Source organism: Rhizobium sp. ZX09, assembly GCF_017357485.1.
Lineage (GTDB): Bacteria > Pseudomonadota > Alphaproteobacteria > Rhizobiales > Rhizobiaceae > Agrobacterium > Agrobacterium pusense.
In genome coordinates, this window is the sequence record NZ_CP031365.1 from 102,900 (window position 1) to 120,251 (window position 17,352).

Sequence of the window (17,352 nt, forward strand, 5' to 3'; positions counted from 1 at the left end):
CATGGCAAACCCGATTCACGCCCCCCGGGCTGACAAGAAATTCCATCTCGATGAGGAACATCATCCTGAAGGAAGCACGAACCTGGGCTTCTGGCTCTATCTGATGAGTGACCTGCTTATTTTCGCGGCTCTCTTCGCCACCTATGCGGTGCTCGGTCGTAATTACGCGGCCGGTCCTGCACCTGGCGATCTTTTCGATCTCAGGTTGATCGGGGTTGCGACGGTAATCCTGCTGGTGTCATCGATTACCTATGGTGTTGCGATGATCCGTGCCGAGAGCAATGCAAAGGGTGCGACGATCTTCTGGCTTGGTGTCACAGGCCTGCTCGGCCTCGCATTCCTGGGGCTGGAGGCATACGAATTCTATCATCTGATCGCGGAGGGTGCTGGTCCCCAGCGGTCCGCCTTCCTGTCGTCATTCTTCGCCCTCGTCGGCACGCATGGCCTCCATGTCATGTTTGGGGTCATCTGGCTTGTGGTGCTTATGATACAGGTGTCGAAGTTTGGCCTCACTCCGGAGAACCATCGACGACTGATGTGCCTGTCAATGTTCTGGCACTTCCTCGACCTCATCTGGATCGGTGTCTTCTCAGTGGTCTATCTTATGGGAGTTGTCGCATGACGTCGAATTCTTCTCATAATGGAGCACACGGAGGGCATTCCGGTCACCGCTCGGGGCGTAGTTCTCTCAAGAGCTACATGACGGGATTCATCCTGTCGCTTATTCTGACGGCCATCCCGTTCTGGCTTGTGATGGGCGACGTCATCGAGAGCAAGATGATAACGATCGCGGCGATCATGATCCTTGGCGGCATCCAGATGCTTGTCCACATGACCTACTTCCTGCACATGAACAGCCGCTCTGAAGGAGGGTGGACCATGATGGCACTGATTTTTACGATCGTGATCCTTGTCATCGTGCTCGTCGGATCAATCTGGGTTATGTATCACCTCAACACCAACATGATGCCCATGTCACCGGAGATGATGAAAAATATGCCGTAAGAGCGCTGACTTCATCCAGTTTATCAAGCTAATTGCTCATTCGTGTGTTCGGTAAACCGTTGGTCCATACCGAACACACGGACCAAATCACAAGTCTGGATGCAGTCATGGGGAAGCCTCCGGGCGCGATCTGACTGTCTCCGGCTCTCTTTCACCTCGAGAGTTGTTGGCGAGCGAATGCCATTTTTTCTTGTCACCCATCGATCACTCGTTGAAGCTGATAGCGAGCAGGCCGCTGCTGTCAAAGCTCTCGATAAAATTGAAAGCAGTCGGAAACTCGAGTTCGAAGTGAAATTCGATGAAACGACGATCACCTGCGTAATGCTGGACAGAGCACTGGAGGAGATGGATTCATCATCTCCAGAAGGCCAGGCACTGCATCAGGAGCCGTTAGCCGGGACTACCAACGCTGGTCAGTCACCCGACGAGAACTCATCGCGGACAACGATACCGGAACGCCCGAACGCGCGGACGACCACGATGGTTGCGGCCTTTCTTGGGGGGCTGGTGCTGGCGACGTTCATGCTTGCAGTATTGTGATCGTCAACAACGACGGTCAGAGTACAACATGCCGCTGATCACCGAATGCCGCCCACGGCAATCGTATCACGACCGTCATTGATTTTCACCCACTTGCCGGGATCACGCGAGTCCTGACGCTTCAGATAGGTGTACTCGGTTTCCGACCATTTCCTGATCTCCGCACGCAGATTGTCGAGCACGAAGTCACCCAGTCCTGACCGGACCGCCAACACAGCGTGACCCGATCCGTCCGGTTGAAGCACTACTGTGATCAGCAGGTTGGAGGGCGAGAACCCACGTTCCATCAGGAGCTTCCGCTTCTGAAGAACGAAGTCTTCGCAGTCGGCTGCGTCGACCGGATAGGTCCAGTATTCTTCGACACCATACCTCTCCATATCTGTCATCGCCGGGATCAGGTTCACCTTACGTGTCCGTCGTCGAATGATTTGAGACTTTTTGGGCTTTGGAAGAATGGAGTTTCGGGCTCGGTTAGCTGGTTAATTTAAGCCGCTTTGGCCTGGTGGTTCAAGCGGCGCTGTCTGATGGTTTCTCGTTTGATCCTTTCACGTTCGAGCAGGATTGTTTGGCCGCGTCCGAAGTAGACGTCGGCGGGCGTGAGATTGTCGAGGCTCTCGTGGTATCGGCGATGGTTGTAATGCTCGACGAAAGCCGCGATCTCAGCTTCGAGGTCTTCCCGGAAGAAGTAGTTTTCCAATAGGATGCGGTTCTTCAGCGTCTGATGCCAGCGTTCGATCTTGCCCTGTGTTTGCGGATGGCCGGGAGCGCCATGGACCTGGTCAATCTTGTATTTCTCAAGCCATTCACCGAGATCGGAAGCGACGTAACACGGACCGTTGTCGGACAGCAGGCGCGGCCTATGTTCGACCTTGACCTTGTCGCAGCCTGAGGCGGCCAGTGCCAGGTCGAGCGTGTCGGTGACATCATCGACTTTCATGCTGGTGCACAGCTTCCACGCAATGATGTAGCGGGAATAATCGTCGAGGATGGTCGACAGGTAAAACCAGCCCCAGCCGATGACCTTCAGGTAGGTGAAGTCGGTTTGCCACATCTCGTTCGGCCGCGTGGTCTTGTCCTTGAACTCGTTGTTGGCCTTGATGACGATATAGGCTGGCGAGGTGACCAGGTCATGGGCCTTGAGTAGGCGGTAGACCGAAGCCTCTGAGACGAAATAGCTTTCCATGTCGGTGAACTTCACCGCCAGCTCGCGTGGCGACAGATCGGCATGATCGAGCGCGAGTGTGATGATGCGATCCCTGATATCGTCGGGGATACGGTTCCACACCCGTGACGGCGCGGATGTCCGGTCTTCCAACCCCTCAACACCGTGGGTCTGGAAGCGATCATACCAGCGATAGAAGGTTGGTCTTGGAATGCCGAGCTTGTCGAGGGTTTGCCTGGCTGGCAGATGAGACCCCTCGACAAGCCGGATGATCTCGAGCTTTTCGGTGGCGGGATATCTCATTCTTCGTCGCCCCCATCCGCGATCATGCTTTTTTTAAGCAGGCGGTTTTCCAGGGTGAGGTCGGCCAGCGCCTCTTTCAGGTCGCGGCTTTCACGGCGCAGCGCCTTGACCTCGTCACTGGTGGCCGAACGGGCGGTGTCACCAGCAAGCCGCTTCTTGCCAGCTTCGAGGAATTCCTTCGACCAGCTATAATACAGGCTCTCGGCGATCCCTTCGCGGCGGCAGATCGCGGCAATACTGTCTTCACCGCGCAGACCTTCCAGCACAATGCGAATTTTCTCCTCCGACGAATGCAGCTTGCGCGTCGCGCGGCGAATATCCTTGATCGTCTTCTCGGCCGACGATGTCTGCGGCCCGGTTTTCTGTCTCATCTTCGCTTCCTTTGAATGAGCTACGATGAGCCGAAAATCCTCTCTTCTCAATTAAACCAGTTCTGTCTCATAGGCGTTGATGGCGGACAAAGCCGTTTCAGCAGCGCAACTGCCGCCAGAAGCGGGTCGTGGCGATGCGCCGAGCGAAACGTGAAGGCTAGAAGGAACGCACCAGCATATTTGTGGACGGTCGCGTATTGTTCTGCTGCCACGGTCAACGGCGGTGCCTCGTTGTCGTCGACCATCGACTCGAGCTCAGGCTTCATCCGAAGCAGCCGGTCCCAGCCGACCCTTTGGTCGAGAACATCTAACGCATTCCGACCATGGTCGTTGGCAGACTGCAGGGCGGTGATCGTATCCAGAAACATGCGCAGCGCTTTGGCGGTGTTCGCTCTGCAGTCCATCTGCCGCTGCTTCTTCCGATTGTTGGCTTGCGAGAACAACTTGCCCATCAGTTTGATGAACATCGTCACAGCATCGTCCGTGAGCTTCTGGCCAAGCTTGATGACTTGAGCCACGATCAGAGCGTGGCGACGGCTGGTGTTGAAGTCGTTGGCAAGCCAGGCCGGCGTTGCGTTGCCCTCCCGGATCATCTGGTCCCACCGTCCAGATGATCCGCACGCCTGCAGTTCCGAATCGATCTCCAGCCGCCGTAGAAAAGTTATCCGCTCGGTCAGCCCGACGAGGTTCGACGCAGCCGGCGCTTCTGGCGCCGAGCGCAGCCAATGAAAGCGCGTCTGGCCGATCGACGGGTCAACCTCTAACAGCCTATCCAGTGATTGAAGCCTATCGAGCGGGATGTTTTCAATCAGAGTTTTTTCTGCCCGGCGGCGAGCAATGGCACGGCCGGCAAGGCCGATGCGTTCGATCGTATCGATCGCCGGCAGAAGAGCTCCGCGTTCGCGAAGCGCGGCGACAGCCGAACTGGCTATCGCAGCACCGTCGTCGGACATGGTCGCCGCTTGAACTGCCGCCAATAGCGCGACGCGGCGATCTTGCAGAGTCGCGCTTCTCGTATTCAGATAGACCATTAGCCGCGCCATATGATCCCGACGGGTTTCTTCACGACGTGCATAGAGGGCAAATTCGCCTGGAGCGGCGCCGATCTGATCAGCAACATACTTCAGCATGGCGCGAGGCGGAGTTTCTTCTGCTCCAAGCACTCGACCCGGGTATCGCATCAGACATAGCTGGATGGCAAAGCCGAGACGATTGTGATTACGTCTCCGCAGTTCAATCTCCAGGCGATCCGCCGATGACAACAAATAGTGGCGGATGAAGCTGTCCTCGTCGACTGGGATATCGAAAAGCTTCCGGCGATCTTGATCTTTGAGAAGTTTGCGCTTTGCCATCGCCCGACTCCATTAACGACCAACCTGTGTGAAGCGTTGTCGAGTCGGGCCGGACAGAGAAATCAAAATTGGCGCATGTCGACGGCAATCCACAGAGATCCGGATGCTGCACATCCGATCTACAACATCGTTCCGGTTTCGTTCGACCTTAGCGTACGATTTCGGACTGCTCTTGTTCCGACCCCAGCCATACCCGGTTTCTTTTCGACAGCCTACCGAATCGATCGCCTGATCCTCGCCTTCCTCTCGGACTTTGCGGACATTATTATTCAACCAGTCGATCGGAACGATCGTGTCAACGTCGACTATATCCCGACCCAGGTCTTCACGGAGTTTATCCGCGACTTTGAATTCGAAGGCGGCAAGGTCGACGGACTTCGTTATCGAAGTGCGACCGGCGAAAAGGGGACAAACTACGTTCTCTTTGCAGGCCAAGGCGATGTTGTGAACGCCGCACCGCAAGATCCGTTTATGAGAACTAGTCCTTGGCTAGAACTCGTCGGTGTGAAGCATATTCGGATCTAGGAGGTATACTTATGAACTCCCTAACTATAGGATCGAAAGGCGAGCTGGAGGATTATCTGAGCTCGCTTTCCATACGACCTCTTTACCGCGGCCAGACCAGCCATTATGGCACTTCAGATTTCCCATCCACAACGACCTCATTCGATCGACACGGATGTATACCCCCGGAAATGTTCAAATGGTGGAACTATACCTCCGACATTCTCTCGTCATTCATCGGTCAAAACGGGCAAAGCTTTCCGTTCGTCCAGGCGCTTCTACAGCATTATGGTTGGCGGTCGTCTTTCCTGGACGCTTCCACGGACGCCGGTGTCGCCGCATGGTTCGCATCTCAGAGGTTCAGTGAGAGCACTGCACTTGAACTTTGCGAGGATTGCTTCGAACGCGGAGTAATGCTGCGCAAGCGCTACGCCAAGTACGAGTTCGAGCCAGGTGTTGGGCACCTTTACATTCTTGACCACAATATCGTCAAAGCAACCGTCGGAGCAATCGATCTCAAAACCATTTCGCTCGAAACTTACCTTCCTCGGTTTACAGCTCAGAAGGCCGTTCTTGTTGGACCTCTCCAGGCCCGCAAATTGCCGCGTGAGTGCTACCATTCACATCTGACCGTCGACAGGGCGATCCTGCAGCAATATTCTCTGGAGCATGGATTCAAAGATCAGACAGATCTGTTTCCCGGGCACGATCAGGACCCAATTCTGTCGGCTTTGATGGATCTCCCATGGGCCGAGATAGGAGCAACCAAACATTCCCTCAACGGCCTGAAGTTTTTTCGTAGAGCTGTTGAATTTCCAGAATATTCTAGCAGCTGGAAAAAAATCCTCCCCAATAAGGTGGCGCTCTTTCACGGGACATCGATTGAGGATCTTGCAAAGTCCCCCGACGGGACACCAGAAAATACCATGTCAATGCGCGTTCCATCGTCTACGATGCTTGGATACTCGGATATGATCGACAAAACGTTTCCAGCGGTCGACCAGCTTCTGGAGCGGTATAACTGCATCATCTTCGAGATCGACGATTTGATACAGCACGCGCCGCACCAAGGCCACTTTCTGTACTCTAAAGGTGTGAGTGTTGCTAGGAAGTCCGAGGGCCTGATTGAAGTGGGCGCACTACTCGTCGAGCATCAGGGCTTGGAACTCCTTGGGGCAGGGCTGAATGCCGGTTGGTATTATCGTCCAGATGCCTCTGGCAACTGGAACCGGGTTCACCACCCGGAACAATGCCCTTGCGGAAAGGCGGACGTCCACGGTCGCCACCTCATGGCTCTAAAAATGATCGATTCCTGGCTGGCTGAGCCAAGCTCTGCACCGCTGCCATGACATGGATTCTTGTCGCAACTGCGTGCAACCATCACCTGAAATTTTCGCATCCCGCGTGCTTTAATTTGGAACGAACGCGGCGGCCGTCCTCACCCTGCGAGGCAGGTGCCGAGTGACGTGGGTATGGCGTGATGTTGCGAACAGAAATCAGCATTATCTAGCCTGAACTGCGGTCAAAGATGAGGCGTCCACCGCTGGACTGTAGCTCCATTCAACGCCATCCTGCCCCACACCTTGCAGGCTCAGGATGCCGCAGGGCAAGCCTCGCGACGCAACCTTGCGGCGCACGAATTCGGCCTGCGCACGATCATGGGTGGACAGGAGGATCTGATATTTGCGGTCGGCCACGAGGTTGCAGACGAAATCTGTGAATGCTGCGGCATGAATCGCATCATTGTGCTGCAGCGGATCGTCGAGAACGAGCCCGCGCCAGCGCGACCAGGGATAGGTCAAGCTCGCTGCGCAAAGCATGCTGACCGAAAGCGCCGCCATCTGTCCCTCGCTGTGGACCAATATCGGGTCGATCTGTCCGACTTCGGCAGGAACCTCTCCTTCCTTTGTGGCGCTTTGTTCGACACGACGATTTCGGACATGCTGATCGATGCCGACCCTCGGGTCGCAAAGGATCGCCCGGCTGATCGATTTCATGAGCGAGGCGAGCGGCTTCATGTAGTTTGCGTTGAACTCGGCGACTTCATCGAGGATTTCCGAACTTGCGGCCTGAGCGATGTCTTTCGCTTTCTGCGTCGCGTCTGCAGCCCTCGATTTCGCGTCGAGTGCCTCCTGTGCCTCGCTGCGGAGCTGCAGTCGATCGCAATTCGGCGCACCGTTGATCGCTGAACGGAGGCTTTCCAGAGCTACAACGTGATTTTCGACAAGCGTTTTGGCTGTTCTTCCGTCTCGCAATTGTCTCAGAAGATCTTCTGCTTCACTCAATTTCGCCCGCATCTCCGTGGAGCGTGCCGTCAGTGCCTTCAGTCGGTCAGCGTCGGGCTCGCCGGAGCCTTCGATTTTCAACTCGTGCCATGCTTTGACAGCTTCGTTTCTTCGTTGGATCGCCGCATCGACCAGCCCGGCGCCTTGCTGTTTTCGGACAACCGCCGCGCTCGCCGCGATGTCCAAAGAAGCCAGGTCCTGCTCCACTGCCTCGCGGTCAGATGCCGCTTGCTTGCTGGCCGCTTCCTTTGCTGAAAGATCATCTTCCGCGGAGCCAAGCGCCTCATCAAGCCGATCTCCTCGAGGCGGGCTCGCTTCAAAGGCTTGGTCATATTGAGCGACGGATGCTGTGATCGACGCGAGCTCCCTGGCTGCAACATCCTGTCCTTGCGTTGCGGCCGAAAGCTCGATCTGCGCCTGGTCGCGGCGCCGAACGGCAGCCGCGTGCTCTCCGCCTGGTGCATAGAGCGTACCGGACAATATGCTTCGCCAATACCACTTACGCTGCCTCAACCACGTCATATCCGCGGCGCTCTTTTCGAGCTGCGCATGGCGCAGCCTCGCCCTTTCGTTGTCAGCAGTCACATCTGCGCCAAATACGCTGGCACCGAGATCTCTGTTTACCTTCTCTTCCGAGCGAAGCGCCTCGTGCAGATCATTGCGCTGTTTCTCAAGTATGCGAAGCTGGCCCAGTCTATTTTTTGACGCATCGCGTTGTCGTATAAGACTGGTAAACTGCGTTTCCTGTGCCAATACGAGTGGTGCCAGCCGTTCAGCGGCCCCGGCCGCGCGCCGCTGCAATTCTCCTTCGGTGTCGAAATGAGTGGCGCAGACGGGGCAATCACAGGACTCGTGTGTCAGGTTCGCCGCTACGCTCGCAACGGCACTCGACATCGCACTCACGGTCGATCGCAGTTCTGCGAGGATCCTCTCTTGCCCCTCGACAAGCTCGTCGAGCGATACTAACTCTTCGATGGCCCGCGCGATATCATCATCGAGATTGGGAGCAGATGCTTCCAGCGCGTCGATGGAGGACCGCAGTTCGGCAATCCTGGCGTCCCGTGTCACCCAGGCGAGAACATTCTCCCGCTCGCTTTGCGCAAGTTTGATCCGTTCATCCAGCCGACCCACGTCACCCTCGATGCGGCGCACGATCTGCAAGCGGCGTTCAAGCGAGGTCAGTCGTCTGGATTCGTCCTCCAGCTTGGAGCGTGCATTCGCGACGTCTGCGTCGGCCGTATCCTTTTTCTGTGCAAGGAGAGCGGCCGACTGAAGTGCGTCTTTCAGCCCTTTAAAACGGTCACGCAGGTCGCGGGCATTCTTCGCAGCGAGCCGGCTCGCATCCTCGCCGTTCTTCAAACTGGATAACGCCTCCTCCAGGTCCTGGCGCTTGGTCGCGAGGGACGCGATCTGGGCGTCGATAGCCGTTTGCGCGCCCTCCAATACCGAAAGCTGTCGAGATGCATTTTCCCAGGCTGCCAGCGTTTCGTTTCCAGAGGTTATCCTTGTCGTCAAACTCCGCGTTTCATCACGCAGCCCATTAAGGCGGGTCTCGAGGTTTCCTATCGTCCCCTCATCAAATGCCGTGATGAGTGCCGTCTGTCCGGTTCCAGCAGCTTGCTCGAGCAACTTTGATATTGCCCGTGCGAGCTCGGTTGAAGCATCGTCATTGAGCGCGCCGACGCTCGTGAGCCCCGACCACAGGCTTGATTCCGTCTCGAGGAGGTTCCGCAGAGCGGTAACTTCCTTGTTGAGATCGTCGATGCGGTCGGTAAAGGCGCGGCTGGCTTTCGTATTACCCTTTCCGTGCAGCGCCTTTGCGATCTCTTCGACCTGTTTGCTTTGAGCAGCCTCCTTGAGGATGTCAAAACGTTCGCCAGGCTCTCGGTTGGTTAAACGCGACTTGGTCGACTGCCCGAGGAAGTGTGTCAGCAGCAGATAACTCGACAGCTCGGAAATGTCGCGATCCCAACCGTCGTCGCGCAGAAACTCCGTGATGTTCGGAATAGTGCCGGCGACGGTGGACTTCGTTGCTCTGGACGATGACAAGGTGCGACTGACGCTATTGCCGCCCGAGAAGTCCAGCGTAACGCTGGTGGGACCTGGAGCTCCCTGGCGCCAGCGGCAAAGGTAGCTGCCGACTTTCTTAACCCCGTCGGCGTCCCGGAAATGGTCGATCTTGTCCGTCAATGCCCATTCGAGCCCATCGAACATGGACGACTTTCCGATACCGTTGCTGCCGTGGACGACGAGCACGCCAGGTCCGTCCGGGAGCCCGATATCCAGGGTCTTGAAAGTCCGATATTGTTCAAGCCGAATGCGGTTGAGATAGACGTTGCTCATTTCTATGCCTCCCCGGCTTGAACGAGCTCGGTGATTAGGCTTTTGGCGTCATCCTTCAACAGATCCGCCTTGATCACCCATTGTCGAGCAACCTTCTTGTCAAGCCCATGCTTTTCGAGGATGCGTTCCGCCAGCTCATAGGTTTCATCAAGCGGAGCGCCACTGACGGAATCTGCATTCGCCCATGGCATTGCAAGGAAAGTTCGGCCGAGGAAGGTGTCGAAGGATCCCGGAACATCGGTCTTTTGCGGAATCCAGACGACCTTTCTGCAGACAGTCTCATCTCGTTCGAGAAGATCCGCCAATCGCTTCCAGTCGCCTGATGGCGTGGGGGATGTTGCACACAGAAAAAGATGGGCGTTGATGACCTCACGTTCCAGCATGAAGGAGCGTGCTACGACCATTTGCGCATGGAGTTTCTTCAGCGCCAGTTTAACCTGCTCAGCAGACTCGAGCACTATCGGTGCGATTACGACAGGATAATCACCGAGCCGAAGTCCGAACAGTCCATCAAGCTGCTTAATGTCGGGCTGAGCTGGACGGCTGCGGAAGTTCGGTGAGGTGAACTCCGCGACCTCGTCGGCAGGCCAGTGAAGCTTTTCGGCAGCCTCTACCAGAAATGATTTCATTGTCTCAGGTGTCATGCAAGCACCCTTTCGCGGTCGTCGTCCTGGCGCTTGCGCCATTGGCCGAACTCTTCCTCGACAGCTTTTCGCCAGGTAGCGAGATCTGTCTTCAATGCAGATCGCCAAGTAGAATCGTTGCGCACAATGGCCGGCTTGGTCCGGCGGGCAACGCTAAGGCTCATGCCGGGTTCACCTGCAGTGAGCACCGTATCATCCGGCCCGTTGACCTGCACCTCGGCGCTTCCCGACAAAATCAGCGCGTCGACGTCCCAGTGCTCGGGTCGGCTCCAATCCGTCAGCAGATCTCCGCCGTGGATTTCTTCGGCTGCCGATCCGAGCGCGAGTCCATGGACGTCAAATGTCAGGTTTCCTCTTGGGACTTCCGCTGGCTTGAGAGGCTCGCCAAGATGTGTGGCAAGGATGAGCAGTAAAGCGCTTGTCATTCGCTCCACGGCTTTATTGTCACCGTCCCAAGGATCGGCTTTGATGATACCGATGCTGCCCAGCCAGGCCAAAAAGTCGCGGCGAAGAGATGGCGAAGCGTGAAGAGTTGCGCGCCAGTCGTCCCACGTGGCGAGCGTTGCTTCCAGGATATCCCGAGCGATGTGCCCAAGCCCGAAACATTTTCCGCTTACCTCGATTTTCGAAAGCATGGCGTCCAATTGCCGGACGAGCGATGCATCAACGTACTCGTCAATGGAAAGGTCTCCGATCGCCCGATACGGATATCGTGATGAGCTGGAATTCGCGACTGACGCGTTTGGCAGCGTTGTCTGCCAGGACTTTTGCACGGCTGAAGCGACGCTCAACAGGATCTTTCCGCCGCTCGCATTGGCCAATCTGACAAAGTCATCGGCGGTGACCCGGTTCATCGGCGCGTCCATCTGGATCGTGAACGTTGCCGGAGCGGTTTCGCACTGCTGGGCAAGCTCCCGAAGCTCCACCTTCCCACGCTCCACCAAGCTCTGTGTCGCCTTGTCCCAGCCGATAATGATGGTGCACGCCTCACGGGCGGTCTGGCCCGCAAGCTGCAGCTTGAGTGCAGCATCTGCCAGCTTGTCCAGCCGTCTCTCGTAGAAGAACGTGTAAGTCTCGGCGTCTAGCGACGGAGGGGCGAAGAGTTTAGGATGCGCGTTGAGCCGCTCCAACGACGCCACCCTGAAGGCTTCGAAGAAATTCGCCACTGGAAAATACCGAACCTTCTTCTCCGGGCCATGGCGCAGGATGACATGATTGAAACGCTCTGAAAGAGGTACGCCTCCAAGCGATATCCCAAACGCCTCCAACCCGTCCGCATGCTTCTTGACATCGGAAATCATTCCGTTGCTACGGCGCACGCCGATACCCGCCTGTCGAGCAGCCGCCAGTACTGCGTAAACCATGCATTGATTGAGTTGCGCGGCACGGCCGAGAGAGAGGAGTGGTCCGCTCGTGTTGATAGTCAGCAATCGGTCCTTGCGAAGGAGAGGGGTCAGACTGTCGAGAATACCACGCTCAAGCAACACCTTATGAAGGTCTCCTTCGAACACGGGCTCAAGGTCAGCTTCCGTATTCCTACCCTCATGGGCTGCCAAAACGGTCGTTCTCAACACGTCCTGACCAAAATAGCTGAGGAAAGTCTCGGTGAATGGCACATGCTCGAACCCACTTATCATCAGATTGAGGATGTCCGTCAGTGCTCCATCGCCATTGCCACTCACGAGATAGGTGGCAGGTGCATTTGGCTCTATCGCCGCTGTGCCAACGCCCCGCTGCTTCCAATAGTCATAGACATCGGCATCCCCGGTCTTCTTTTCATCGCCGAAACCCATAGACAAGACGACTTGTTTGACGACATAGCTTGAGTCGTTATCAAAATGCAGTCGCCATTCCGAACCTTCCTGAGCCAGGTTTGTAAGCTTGTGTCGAGCTTTCCAGACCAGTTTCTGCTGCAGTCGAGCCCGGTGACCGTGGAATTCCTCGACAAGCTTGGCCGCAACAACGCCCCCAGTGTCCAGATCCCAGTTGAGGAAGGGTAGGCCAGCATCGTTTTCGAGCGAACCAAGAGATGGCCATTCGTAAATGTGAGGGTGCAGGAGCCGCGGTGAATCGCTTTGCAGCTGAAGAACCTCGTCGGCGGGATCAAACAAAGTCACACGGCAATCCAATAGGGCCAGGGCCAAAGCCATGGTTACGCCAGCTGCACCCGCTCCGACGACTGCAACAGAGTCGTTTGCCTCGATCTTGCCTGCCTCGCGCATGGCTCTGGCCAATCGCAATGCACGAACCTGCTGCGAGTAAAATGTTATCCTGCGATCAAATGTACCGACAAAGTAAAGCCCGTCTGCACCTGGTACAGTTGCCGAGGAGAGCCAGTGTTCGAGATTATCTTCTGCCAACTTCATGCGCACACATCGTCTATGTCAACTTAAAGCGTACCGCACGTCGCAGACGTCGCTCCCCCGCTCACCCTCGAAGCAACTCGAAGTATCAGGTCGATTTTTGGCAGCAAAGTGGGATGAATGCAACCTGCGAGCGCGGCATCATCAAGGACGAAATCGTTCAATCGCCAAGTTGGGAGTTACGGCTTGAAACATCGTGCAGAAGACCTGTCGCGGGCGTTCGGACTGTTCACATATTTGGGGAATTATGTCTCCAACGGAATGCTTCTTGCCGCTGCCTTTGCTGCAGGATTTTCAGTGAAACGCGTCGCCGACGATTCGTATAATGCCTATCTGAACGTCTCCATGCAGACCGTGAACGCGGCACGAGGTTATGAGCGAAACTCGCGGATCGAGGAAAATCCGGCAATCGTTCTCTCGATGTACGCGCCAGCTACTGATTTTGAACCTGCGCATTCTGCATAGCGGCGGGATCAACCAAAGCGCTGCTCCGCGCCCAGAGATGATTCGGATCAATGATGCTCGATGTTGCGTCCGGGAAGGTCAGGGCGCCAGTATTTTGGCTTGGACCAGCCTTTAGGCCAATTCTCTACAGATTGCTGAAGGGCTACATGTTTAATTGGTTGAAAGCAGGTCGCATGGTTGCGTCTCTTTCCTATGACGCATACTTTCACGAGTATCACCGACACCGATCTTGAGGATTCCGAATGCATATTCTTCAACGCATAGCTAAGACAACCAAGGTAAATGGCAGTGGCGTACCCTCCAACGCCGATTATGACATTGTGGCTGGCGTCTGGCGCGGTCAGGAGGGATTGATCGCCTTTGATCCGGAAAGCGAGATGACGACCAAAAAGAACGATCTCGAGACCGGTGAAGATCAAAAAGGCGAATGACTTTGCTGGTGGAAAACGTGGAGGTGCTGATCCTTTCCAGTTTGGCCGATCTATCCACCGATCGTATATGCCATCATTTGGCGGACATGAAGGTATCCTTTCTTCGGATTAACCGCGAGCAGCTTTCCGAGTGGGGGATTACGATTGATCCTGTGGCGGCAAGTATGATTTGTTGCCATGGCCAGAGGGAATGGCATGTCGGCTTGGGACTTCGGTCGGTCTGGTGGCGGCAGCCCACCTTTCTCAGAAATACGCCTGGGCGAGGGCTGTCTCCGTCAGAGCAATTGGAACGGTCGCAATGGGCTGCCTTGATGCGCGGGATGATGCTTTTCGATCAGGCGGTGTGGGTCAATCGGCCGACAGAGACCTATAACGCCGAAATCAAGCCACTGCAGTTGCGCAAGGCGGCCACGCTTGGATTCGCGGTGCCGGAGACGAGAATAACCAACGACCCGCTGGCGGACATTCCGGTCGTCATTGGGGGCAAGGTTGCATTAAAGAGCATTGATACCGTTCTTTTGTTCGAGGGTGACGTACAGCACTTTGGGTACACGACGATCATTGATTGGAGCGAGTGCGCCGACGAAAGCTTGCGAGCAGCCCCTGCAACATTTCAGGCTGTCCTTTCTCCCAAAACGGATCTTCGAGTTACGATTGTCGGAAAGCGGTTGTGGTGTATTGCTGTGACAGACAGTGGCGCGGCAATCGAAGGCGACTGGAGGCTTCGGCCGAAGGCGGTGTTGGAGTATCACGATTATTCTCTTCCCCCAGAAATCGCCGACCGTTGTCTGAAGTTGGTGGAGCAGTTCGGGTTGGAATACGCAGCTATCGATCTGGCTCTTTCGAACGATCAGTATTGGTTCATTGAGATAAATCCGACTGGGGAGTGGGGCTGGCTCGACCGAGGAGGTCGAGGGATTTCAAATGCTATTGCGGAGGCACTCGCTTGTCGTGGTCAACCTTCCTGAATCCGCTCTTGCCGGATTTCTTCCGGATATACCCTGTTAATCGGAAGCTTCTGAAAAGGATGGAGGTTTGGCAAACGCACGAGGCTTTTGCTGATATCCGAAAGCTCGGTGATGACGATCTCAAAAAGTATATCGAGAGCGAGTGGGTGAGAGCCAAGGAACTCGATGATAAACTTTCAAAATTGACTGCGACACTATCGATTGCTCTGACTGTTGGCGGCGCAGTGGCGAAGACTGTTGTCGATGGTTTGGCGCCATCGACGATAAAGTACATCGTTTTGGCATTGCTGTTTGTATCGATGCTGTTCTTTCTTTGGGGCGCGCTTGTCGGCTTCCAGGGTTTAAGACCAAAACCTCGATATGGCTATGGATCAAAATATCTCGCAATAATTGCTGAAGGCGGAGCGGATGGCCGTCAAGCAATGGAGAATGCCGCTTGCGGGTTTGAGACAGTTAACCTGGTACGCGCAAACGAAGCATCTTTGGCAATCGGCCTGATCCGCAACGGCGTCTTTGCCTTTGCCATCGCAATGGCTGTCAGTTTCATCAGTCCCTCGAAAGCTCAGGAACCAGCTCCAGCTTTGCCAAAATTCGAGTTGGTCGTGGTACAGAGCCGTATTGTCGGATTCGAAGCCTGTAATCCTCGCGACGATGCTTCTTGAGCTTTTCTGGATCGGCCTGGTGGTCAAAGGTATATCATTGATGGCGAGCAACACGGTGAAACATCACAGCGCAGACGGCTACCAAGAGCTGAAAATGCAGCGCGCGGGACGCGCGCTCGTCAGGACAGCCGCCGCGTGCCCCGTGCTCATTCTTTTGACTGAAGCCCCTCAATCTCTCGCCGTTGCTCGGCATGTTTTTCGGGGTTCTGTTCCCTCAGTTTCTTGAGGTTAAGAACCTTCCAACGAACGGCCGGCAGATCAGCCGCTTGTGGCAACCCGATGGCTTCGAAATCCGGTTCGCCGTCGTGGAGTGACAGCAGGAAGCGCATCGCGTTGTCGTCAAGCTTTGCGAGGATATCCGCCATCATCCGGTTCCTCGCTGCCTTGAGATCGTCGAGGCCGACCGGCTCGATCGTCATCCCCTCGAACTCCTTGACGAAGGCCTCGTCGAGCGTTGCGAGCGAAGGCCTGACCAACTCGTGCGGCGGGCGGCCGGAACTGGCAACGTAAATCAGGAATGTTCGAAACAACGCGTCGGTCAGTCCCTCGTTTTCATAAAGCAGCTTTACGTCGAACAGATCACGCGGATGCTGACGGTCAACTGCTGCATGCAGCTTCCCGGCGAATAGATCCTCGAACGAGACGACTTGCATCTCGGCGAAGCCGAATTTGTCCTCTACGGCCGCGCTCACGCGTCGGCGCTCGGGTGGATAGACAGTTCCGCGTGCAACGGGAGATGTCTCGACCTTGATTTCGGCAATGCCCTGCCGGACGAGGAGGCGGGTGTCGTTGTTGCCACCGCCGGCGATCCTTTGGACGTTTACGCCCCGCAGGTTGCCCATCAAGTCTTCGCGGATGTGCTCCAGCGTCGTGTCGATATTTTTCAGCGTCGTTTCGCGATCCTCGATCGGCAGATAGGTCAAATCGATATCGACCGAGAGCCGCGGCATGTCGCGATAGAAGAGGTTGATCGCCGTTCCGCCCTTTAAGGCGAAGGCGCCGTGGCGGGCGATGAATGGAAGGGTCCGCACCAGGAGGTCGACCTGGCGCATGTATTGGTCACGGGCCATAGGGGGGCTCCTTTGGCATCAAGTCATTCGGGACTGTGATGCGATAGATGGGGTGCAGCCGGCCGCCCGGTGTCAGCGCTCGGTCGCCCTTGCCGAGATCGACGGAGGAGACGTCGATGTGCCGGCGCCAAGCATGATTGTGCTTGTCAGCAAACGCGAAGAAAAGGCGCTTGGTTTTGACGCTCCGGCACAGGGTAAGGAGCGTCGTCAATAATCTCGGGCGCAGATTGGCAAGGCTCTCGAACGCCACGTCCACCTTGTGGAAGCTTTCGCCCTTCGGAACTTCGTCTATCATTTCGAGGATCGCGCGCTCGGGTGAGGACATCGGCATTGGCCAGCGCCATGGGCTTTGTGCCAGCTCGGGATCATCGTCGTTGGAAAGGTCAAAATCCGCGTCATCGATGCCGGTCGCCCCTTCGCCGAACAGAACGTTACTCCTGGTCTTCACATCAGCGTCCGTCCGCAGCTTCGATAGCCATGTCGGAATATCGGATCCGTAGAGATAGAGGACAAATTCGCTGCCGAACGAGAGGTAATGAGCATGTCCCCGCAATGTGAGGGAGCTCGCCCCGCCGACATGGAACTCATGCCGCATGAGCCAGACGGCTGAGAGCAGGGGTATCTTCCAGCCCCGGACAGCTTCTGGATTGGTATCGGAGGAGAATGGGCGGCGGTACACACCAGACATGACCGGCTCGAGCCAGCCCCGCTTGAGATAGCCTGACACGGATTGTCGCGAGATGGCATGGCGGGCCATCCATCTCGAGTCCACCAGGAAGCCGGGCGGGACTTGCTGGAGAAGCTGCTTTAACTTTGTCTCTGATTGTCCATTCATGTTTGACCTTATGCCACAAAATTAAAGCAGGCGCGAATGAAACTTTATA

15 protein-coding genes and 2 pseudogenes are annotated in these 17,352 nt (G+C 56.0%); 9 read left to right on the forward strand and 8 right to left on the reverse strand.

Annotated features, from left to right (window positions below):
• Nucleotide 1: 1 nt before the first annotated feature.
• The 3 genes from cyoC (at nt 2) to BTN45_RS25020 (ending at nt 1,545) form a co-directional block, all read left to right on the forward strand.
• Nucleotides 2–622 (forward strand): cytochrome o ubiquinol oxidase subunit III, encoded by a 621-nt coding sequence (cyoC, locus tag BTN45_RS25010; protein WP_003501178.1) that lies wholly within the window; start codon nt 2–4, stop codon nt 620–622.
• Nucleotides 619–1,005 (forward strand): cytochrome o ubiquinol oxidase subunit IV, encoded by a 387-nt coding sequence (cyoD, locus tag BTN45_RS25015; protein ID WP_035243662.1) that lies wholly within the window; start codon nt 619–621, stop codon nt 1,003–1,005. The genes cyoC and cyoD overlap by 4 nt, the downstream gene beginning before the upstream one ends.
• 177 nt (nt 1,006–1,182) lie before the next feature.
• Nucleotides 1,183–1,545: a hypothetical protein gene (locus BTN45_RS25020; protein ID WP_003501174.1), complete on the forward strand. Its 363-nt coding sequence runs from the start codon at nt 1,183–1,185 to the stop codon at nt 1,543–1,545.
• 38 nt (nt 1,546–1,583) lie between these two features.
• On the opposite strand, the pseudogene BTN45_RS25025 reads toward BTN45_RS25020, so the two are convergent.
• The 3 genes and pseudogenes from BTN45_RS25025 to BTN45_RS25035 all read right to left on the reverse strand — a co-directional run.
• A pseudogene (locus BTN45_RS25025) lies at nt 1,584–1,943 on the reverse strand (transglutaminase-like cysteine peptidase); the annotation flags it as partial.
• Nucleotides 1,944–2,029: 86 nt separating this feature from the next.
• Nucleotides 2,030–3,381, reverse strand: a protein-coding gene (locus BTN45_RS25030) for an IS3 family transposase (protein ID WP_111794956.1) whose coding sequence is annotated in 2 segments (ribosomal slippage) — nt 2,030–3,045 and nt 3,045–3,381 — 1,353 coding nt in all. Because the reading frame shifts where the segments join, the coding sequence is not laid out codon by codon here.
• Nucleotides 3,382–3,470: 89 nt separating this feature from the next.
• Nucleotides 3,471–4,733, reverse strand: a pseudogene (locus BTN45_RS25035) (DUF4158 domain-containing protein); the annotation flags it as partial.
• 75 nt (nt 4,734–4,808) lie between these two features.
• Here BTN45_RS25035 and BTN45_RS25040 point away from each other — a divergent pair.
• Entirely contained in the window at nt 4,809–5,258 is a 450-nt protein-coding gene (locus tag BTN45_RS25040) for an RES family NAD+ phosphorylase (protein ID WP_207591894.1), read from the forward strand.
• Between the two features lie 11 nt (nt 5,259–5,269).
• Nucleotides 5,270–6,586, forward strand: a complete 1,317-nt coding sequence (locus BTN45_RS25045) for a hypothetical protein (RefSeq protein ID WP_207591895.1) — start codon at nt 5,270–5,272, stop codon at nt 6,584–6,586.
• A gap of 153 nt (nt 6,587–6,739) precedes the next feature.
• Here the strand turns inward: BTN45_RS25045 and BTN45_RS25050 are convergent, their stop codons facing one another.
• The 3 genes from BTN45_RS25050 to BTN45_RS25060 are packed head-to-tail and all read right to left on the reverse strand — an operon-like array spanning nt 6,740 to nt 12,875.
• Nucleotides 6,740–9,865, reverse strand: a complete 3,126-nt coding sequence (locus BTN45_RS25050) for an AAA family ATPase (protein ID WP_207591896.1) — start codon at nt 9,863–9,865, stop codon at nt 6,740–6,742.
• 2 nt (nt 9,866–9,867) lie between these two features.
• Nucleotides 9,868–10,509, reverse strand: coding sequence for an ABC-three component system middle component 1 (locus BTN45_RS25055; RefSeq protein WP_207591897.1), 642 nt, complete (start codon nt 10,507–10,509; stop codon nt 9,868–9,870).
• A complete protein-coding gene (locus BTN45_RS25060; protein WP_207591898.1) occupies nt 10,506–12,875 on the reverse strand; it encodes an ABC-three component system protein in 2,370 nt (789 codons plus the stop codon). Before BTN45_RS25060 ends, BTN45_RS25055 begins: the two co-directional genes overlap by 4 nt.
• A gap of 183 nt (nt 12,876–13,058) precedes the next feature.
• Here BTN45_RS25060 and BTN45_RS25065 point away from each other — a divergent pair, with 183 nt between their 5' ends.
• The 4 genes from BTN45_RS25065 to BTN45_RS25080 all read left to right on the forward strand — a co-directional run bounded on the left by BTN45_RS25065 (nt 13,059) and on the right by BTN45_RS25080 (nt 15,398).
• Nucleotides 13,059–13,337: a hypothetical protein gene (locus BTN45_RS25065; protein ID WP_052821368.1), complete on the forward strand. Its 279-nt coding sequence runs from the start codon at nt 13,059–13,061 to the stop codon at nt 13,335–13,337.
• Nucleotides 13,338–13,579: 242 nt separating this feature from the next.
• Nucleotides 13,580–13,768, forward strand: a complete 189-nt coding sequence (locus BTN45_RS25070; RefSeq protein ID WP_052821369.1) for a hypothetical protein — start codon at nt 13,580–13,582, stop codon at nt 13,766–13,768.
• Nucleotides 13,765–14,736, forward strand: coding sequence for a RimK-like protein (locus BTN45_RS25075; protein ID WP_052821370.1), 972 nt, complete (start codon nt 13,765–13,767; stop codon nt 14,734–14,736). Before BTN45_RS25070 ends, BTN45_RS25075 begins: the two co-directional genes overlap by 4 nt.
• Nucleotides 14,715–15,398: a hypothetical protein gene (locus tag BTN45_RS25080; protein ID WP_207591899.1), complete on the forward strand. Its 684-nt coding sequence runs from the start codon at nt 14,715–14,717 to the stop codon at nt 15,396–15,398. The genes BTN45_RS25075 and BTN45_RS25080 overlap by 22 nt, the downstream gene beginning before the upstream one ends.
• A 146-nt stretch (nt 15,399–15,544) precedes the next feature.
• On the opposite strand, the gene BTN45_RS25085 is transcribed toward BTN45_RS25080, so the two are convergent.
• Both BTN45_RS25085 and BTN45_RS25090 read right to left on the reverse strand, forming a co-directional pair.
• Nucleotides 15,545–16,468, reverse strand: coding sequence for a nucleotidyl transferase AbiEii/AbiGii toxin family protein (locus BTN45_RS25085; protein ID WP_142174066.1), 924 nt, complete (start codon nt 16,466–16,468; stop codon nt 15,545–15,547).
• Nucleotides 16,458–17,303, reverse strand: a complete 846-nt coding sequence (locus tag BTN45_RS25090) for a type IV toxin-antitoxin system AbiEi family antitoxin domain-containing protein (RefSeq protein ID WP_052821373.1) — start codon at nt 17,301–17,303, stop codon at nt 16,458–16,460. Before BTN45_RS25090 ends, BTN45_RS25085 begins: the two co-directional genes overlap by 11 nt.
• Between the last annotated feature and the right edge of the window lie 49 nt (nt 17,304–17,352).

Coding starts and splice junctions, on each gene's coding strand:
- cyoC (WP_003501178.1), top strand. CDS start 2: ATGGCAAACCCGATTCACGCCCCCCGGGCTGACAAGAAATTCCATCTC.
- cyoD (WP_035243662.1), top strand. CDS start 619: ATGACGTCGAATTCTTCTCATAATGGAGCACACGGAGGGCATTCCGGT.
- BTN45_RS25020 (WP_003501174.1), top strand. CDS start 1,183: ATGCCATTTTTTCTTGTCACCCATCGATCACTCGTTGAAGCTGATAGC.
- BTN45_RS25040 (WP_207591894.1), top strand. CDS start 4,809: ATGTCGACGGCAATCCACAGAGATCCGGATGCTGCACATCCGATCTAC.
- BTN45_RS25045 (WP_207591895.1), top strand. CDS start 5,270: ATGAACTCCCTAACTATAGGATCGAAAGGCGAGCTGGAGGATTATCTG.
- BTN45_RS25050 (WP_207591896.1), bottom strand. CDS start 9,865: ATGAGCAACGTCTATCTCAACCGCATTCGGCTTGAACAATATCGGACT.
- BTN45_RS25055 (WP_207591897.1), bottom strand. CDS start 10,509: ATGACACCTGAGACAATGAAATCATTTCTGGTAGAGGCTGCCGAAAAG.
- BTN45_RS25060 (WP_207591898.1), bottom strand. CDS start 12,875: ATGAAGTTGGCAGAAGATAATCTCGAACACTGGCTCTCCTCGGCAACT.
- BTN45_RS25070 (WP_052821369.1), top strand. CDS start 13,580: ATGCATATTCTTCAACGCATAGCTAAGACAACCAAGGTAAATGGCAGT.
- BTN45_RS25075 (WP_052821370.1), top strand. CDS start 13,765: ATGACTTTGCTGGTGGAAAACGTGGAGGTGCTGATCCTTTCCAGTTTG.
- BTN45_RS25085 (WP_142174066.1), bottom strand. CDS start 16,468: ATGGCCCGTGACCAATACATGCGCCAGGTCGACCTCCTGGTGCGGACC.
- BTN45_RS25090 (WP_052821373.1), bottom strand. CDS start 17,303: ATGAATGGACAATCAGAGACAAAGTTAAAGCAGCTTCTCCAGCAAGTC.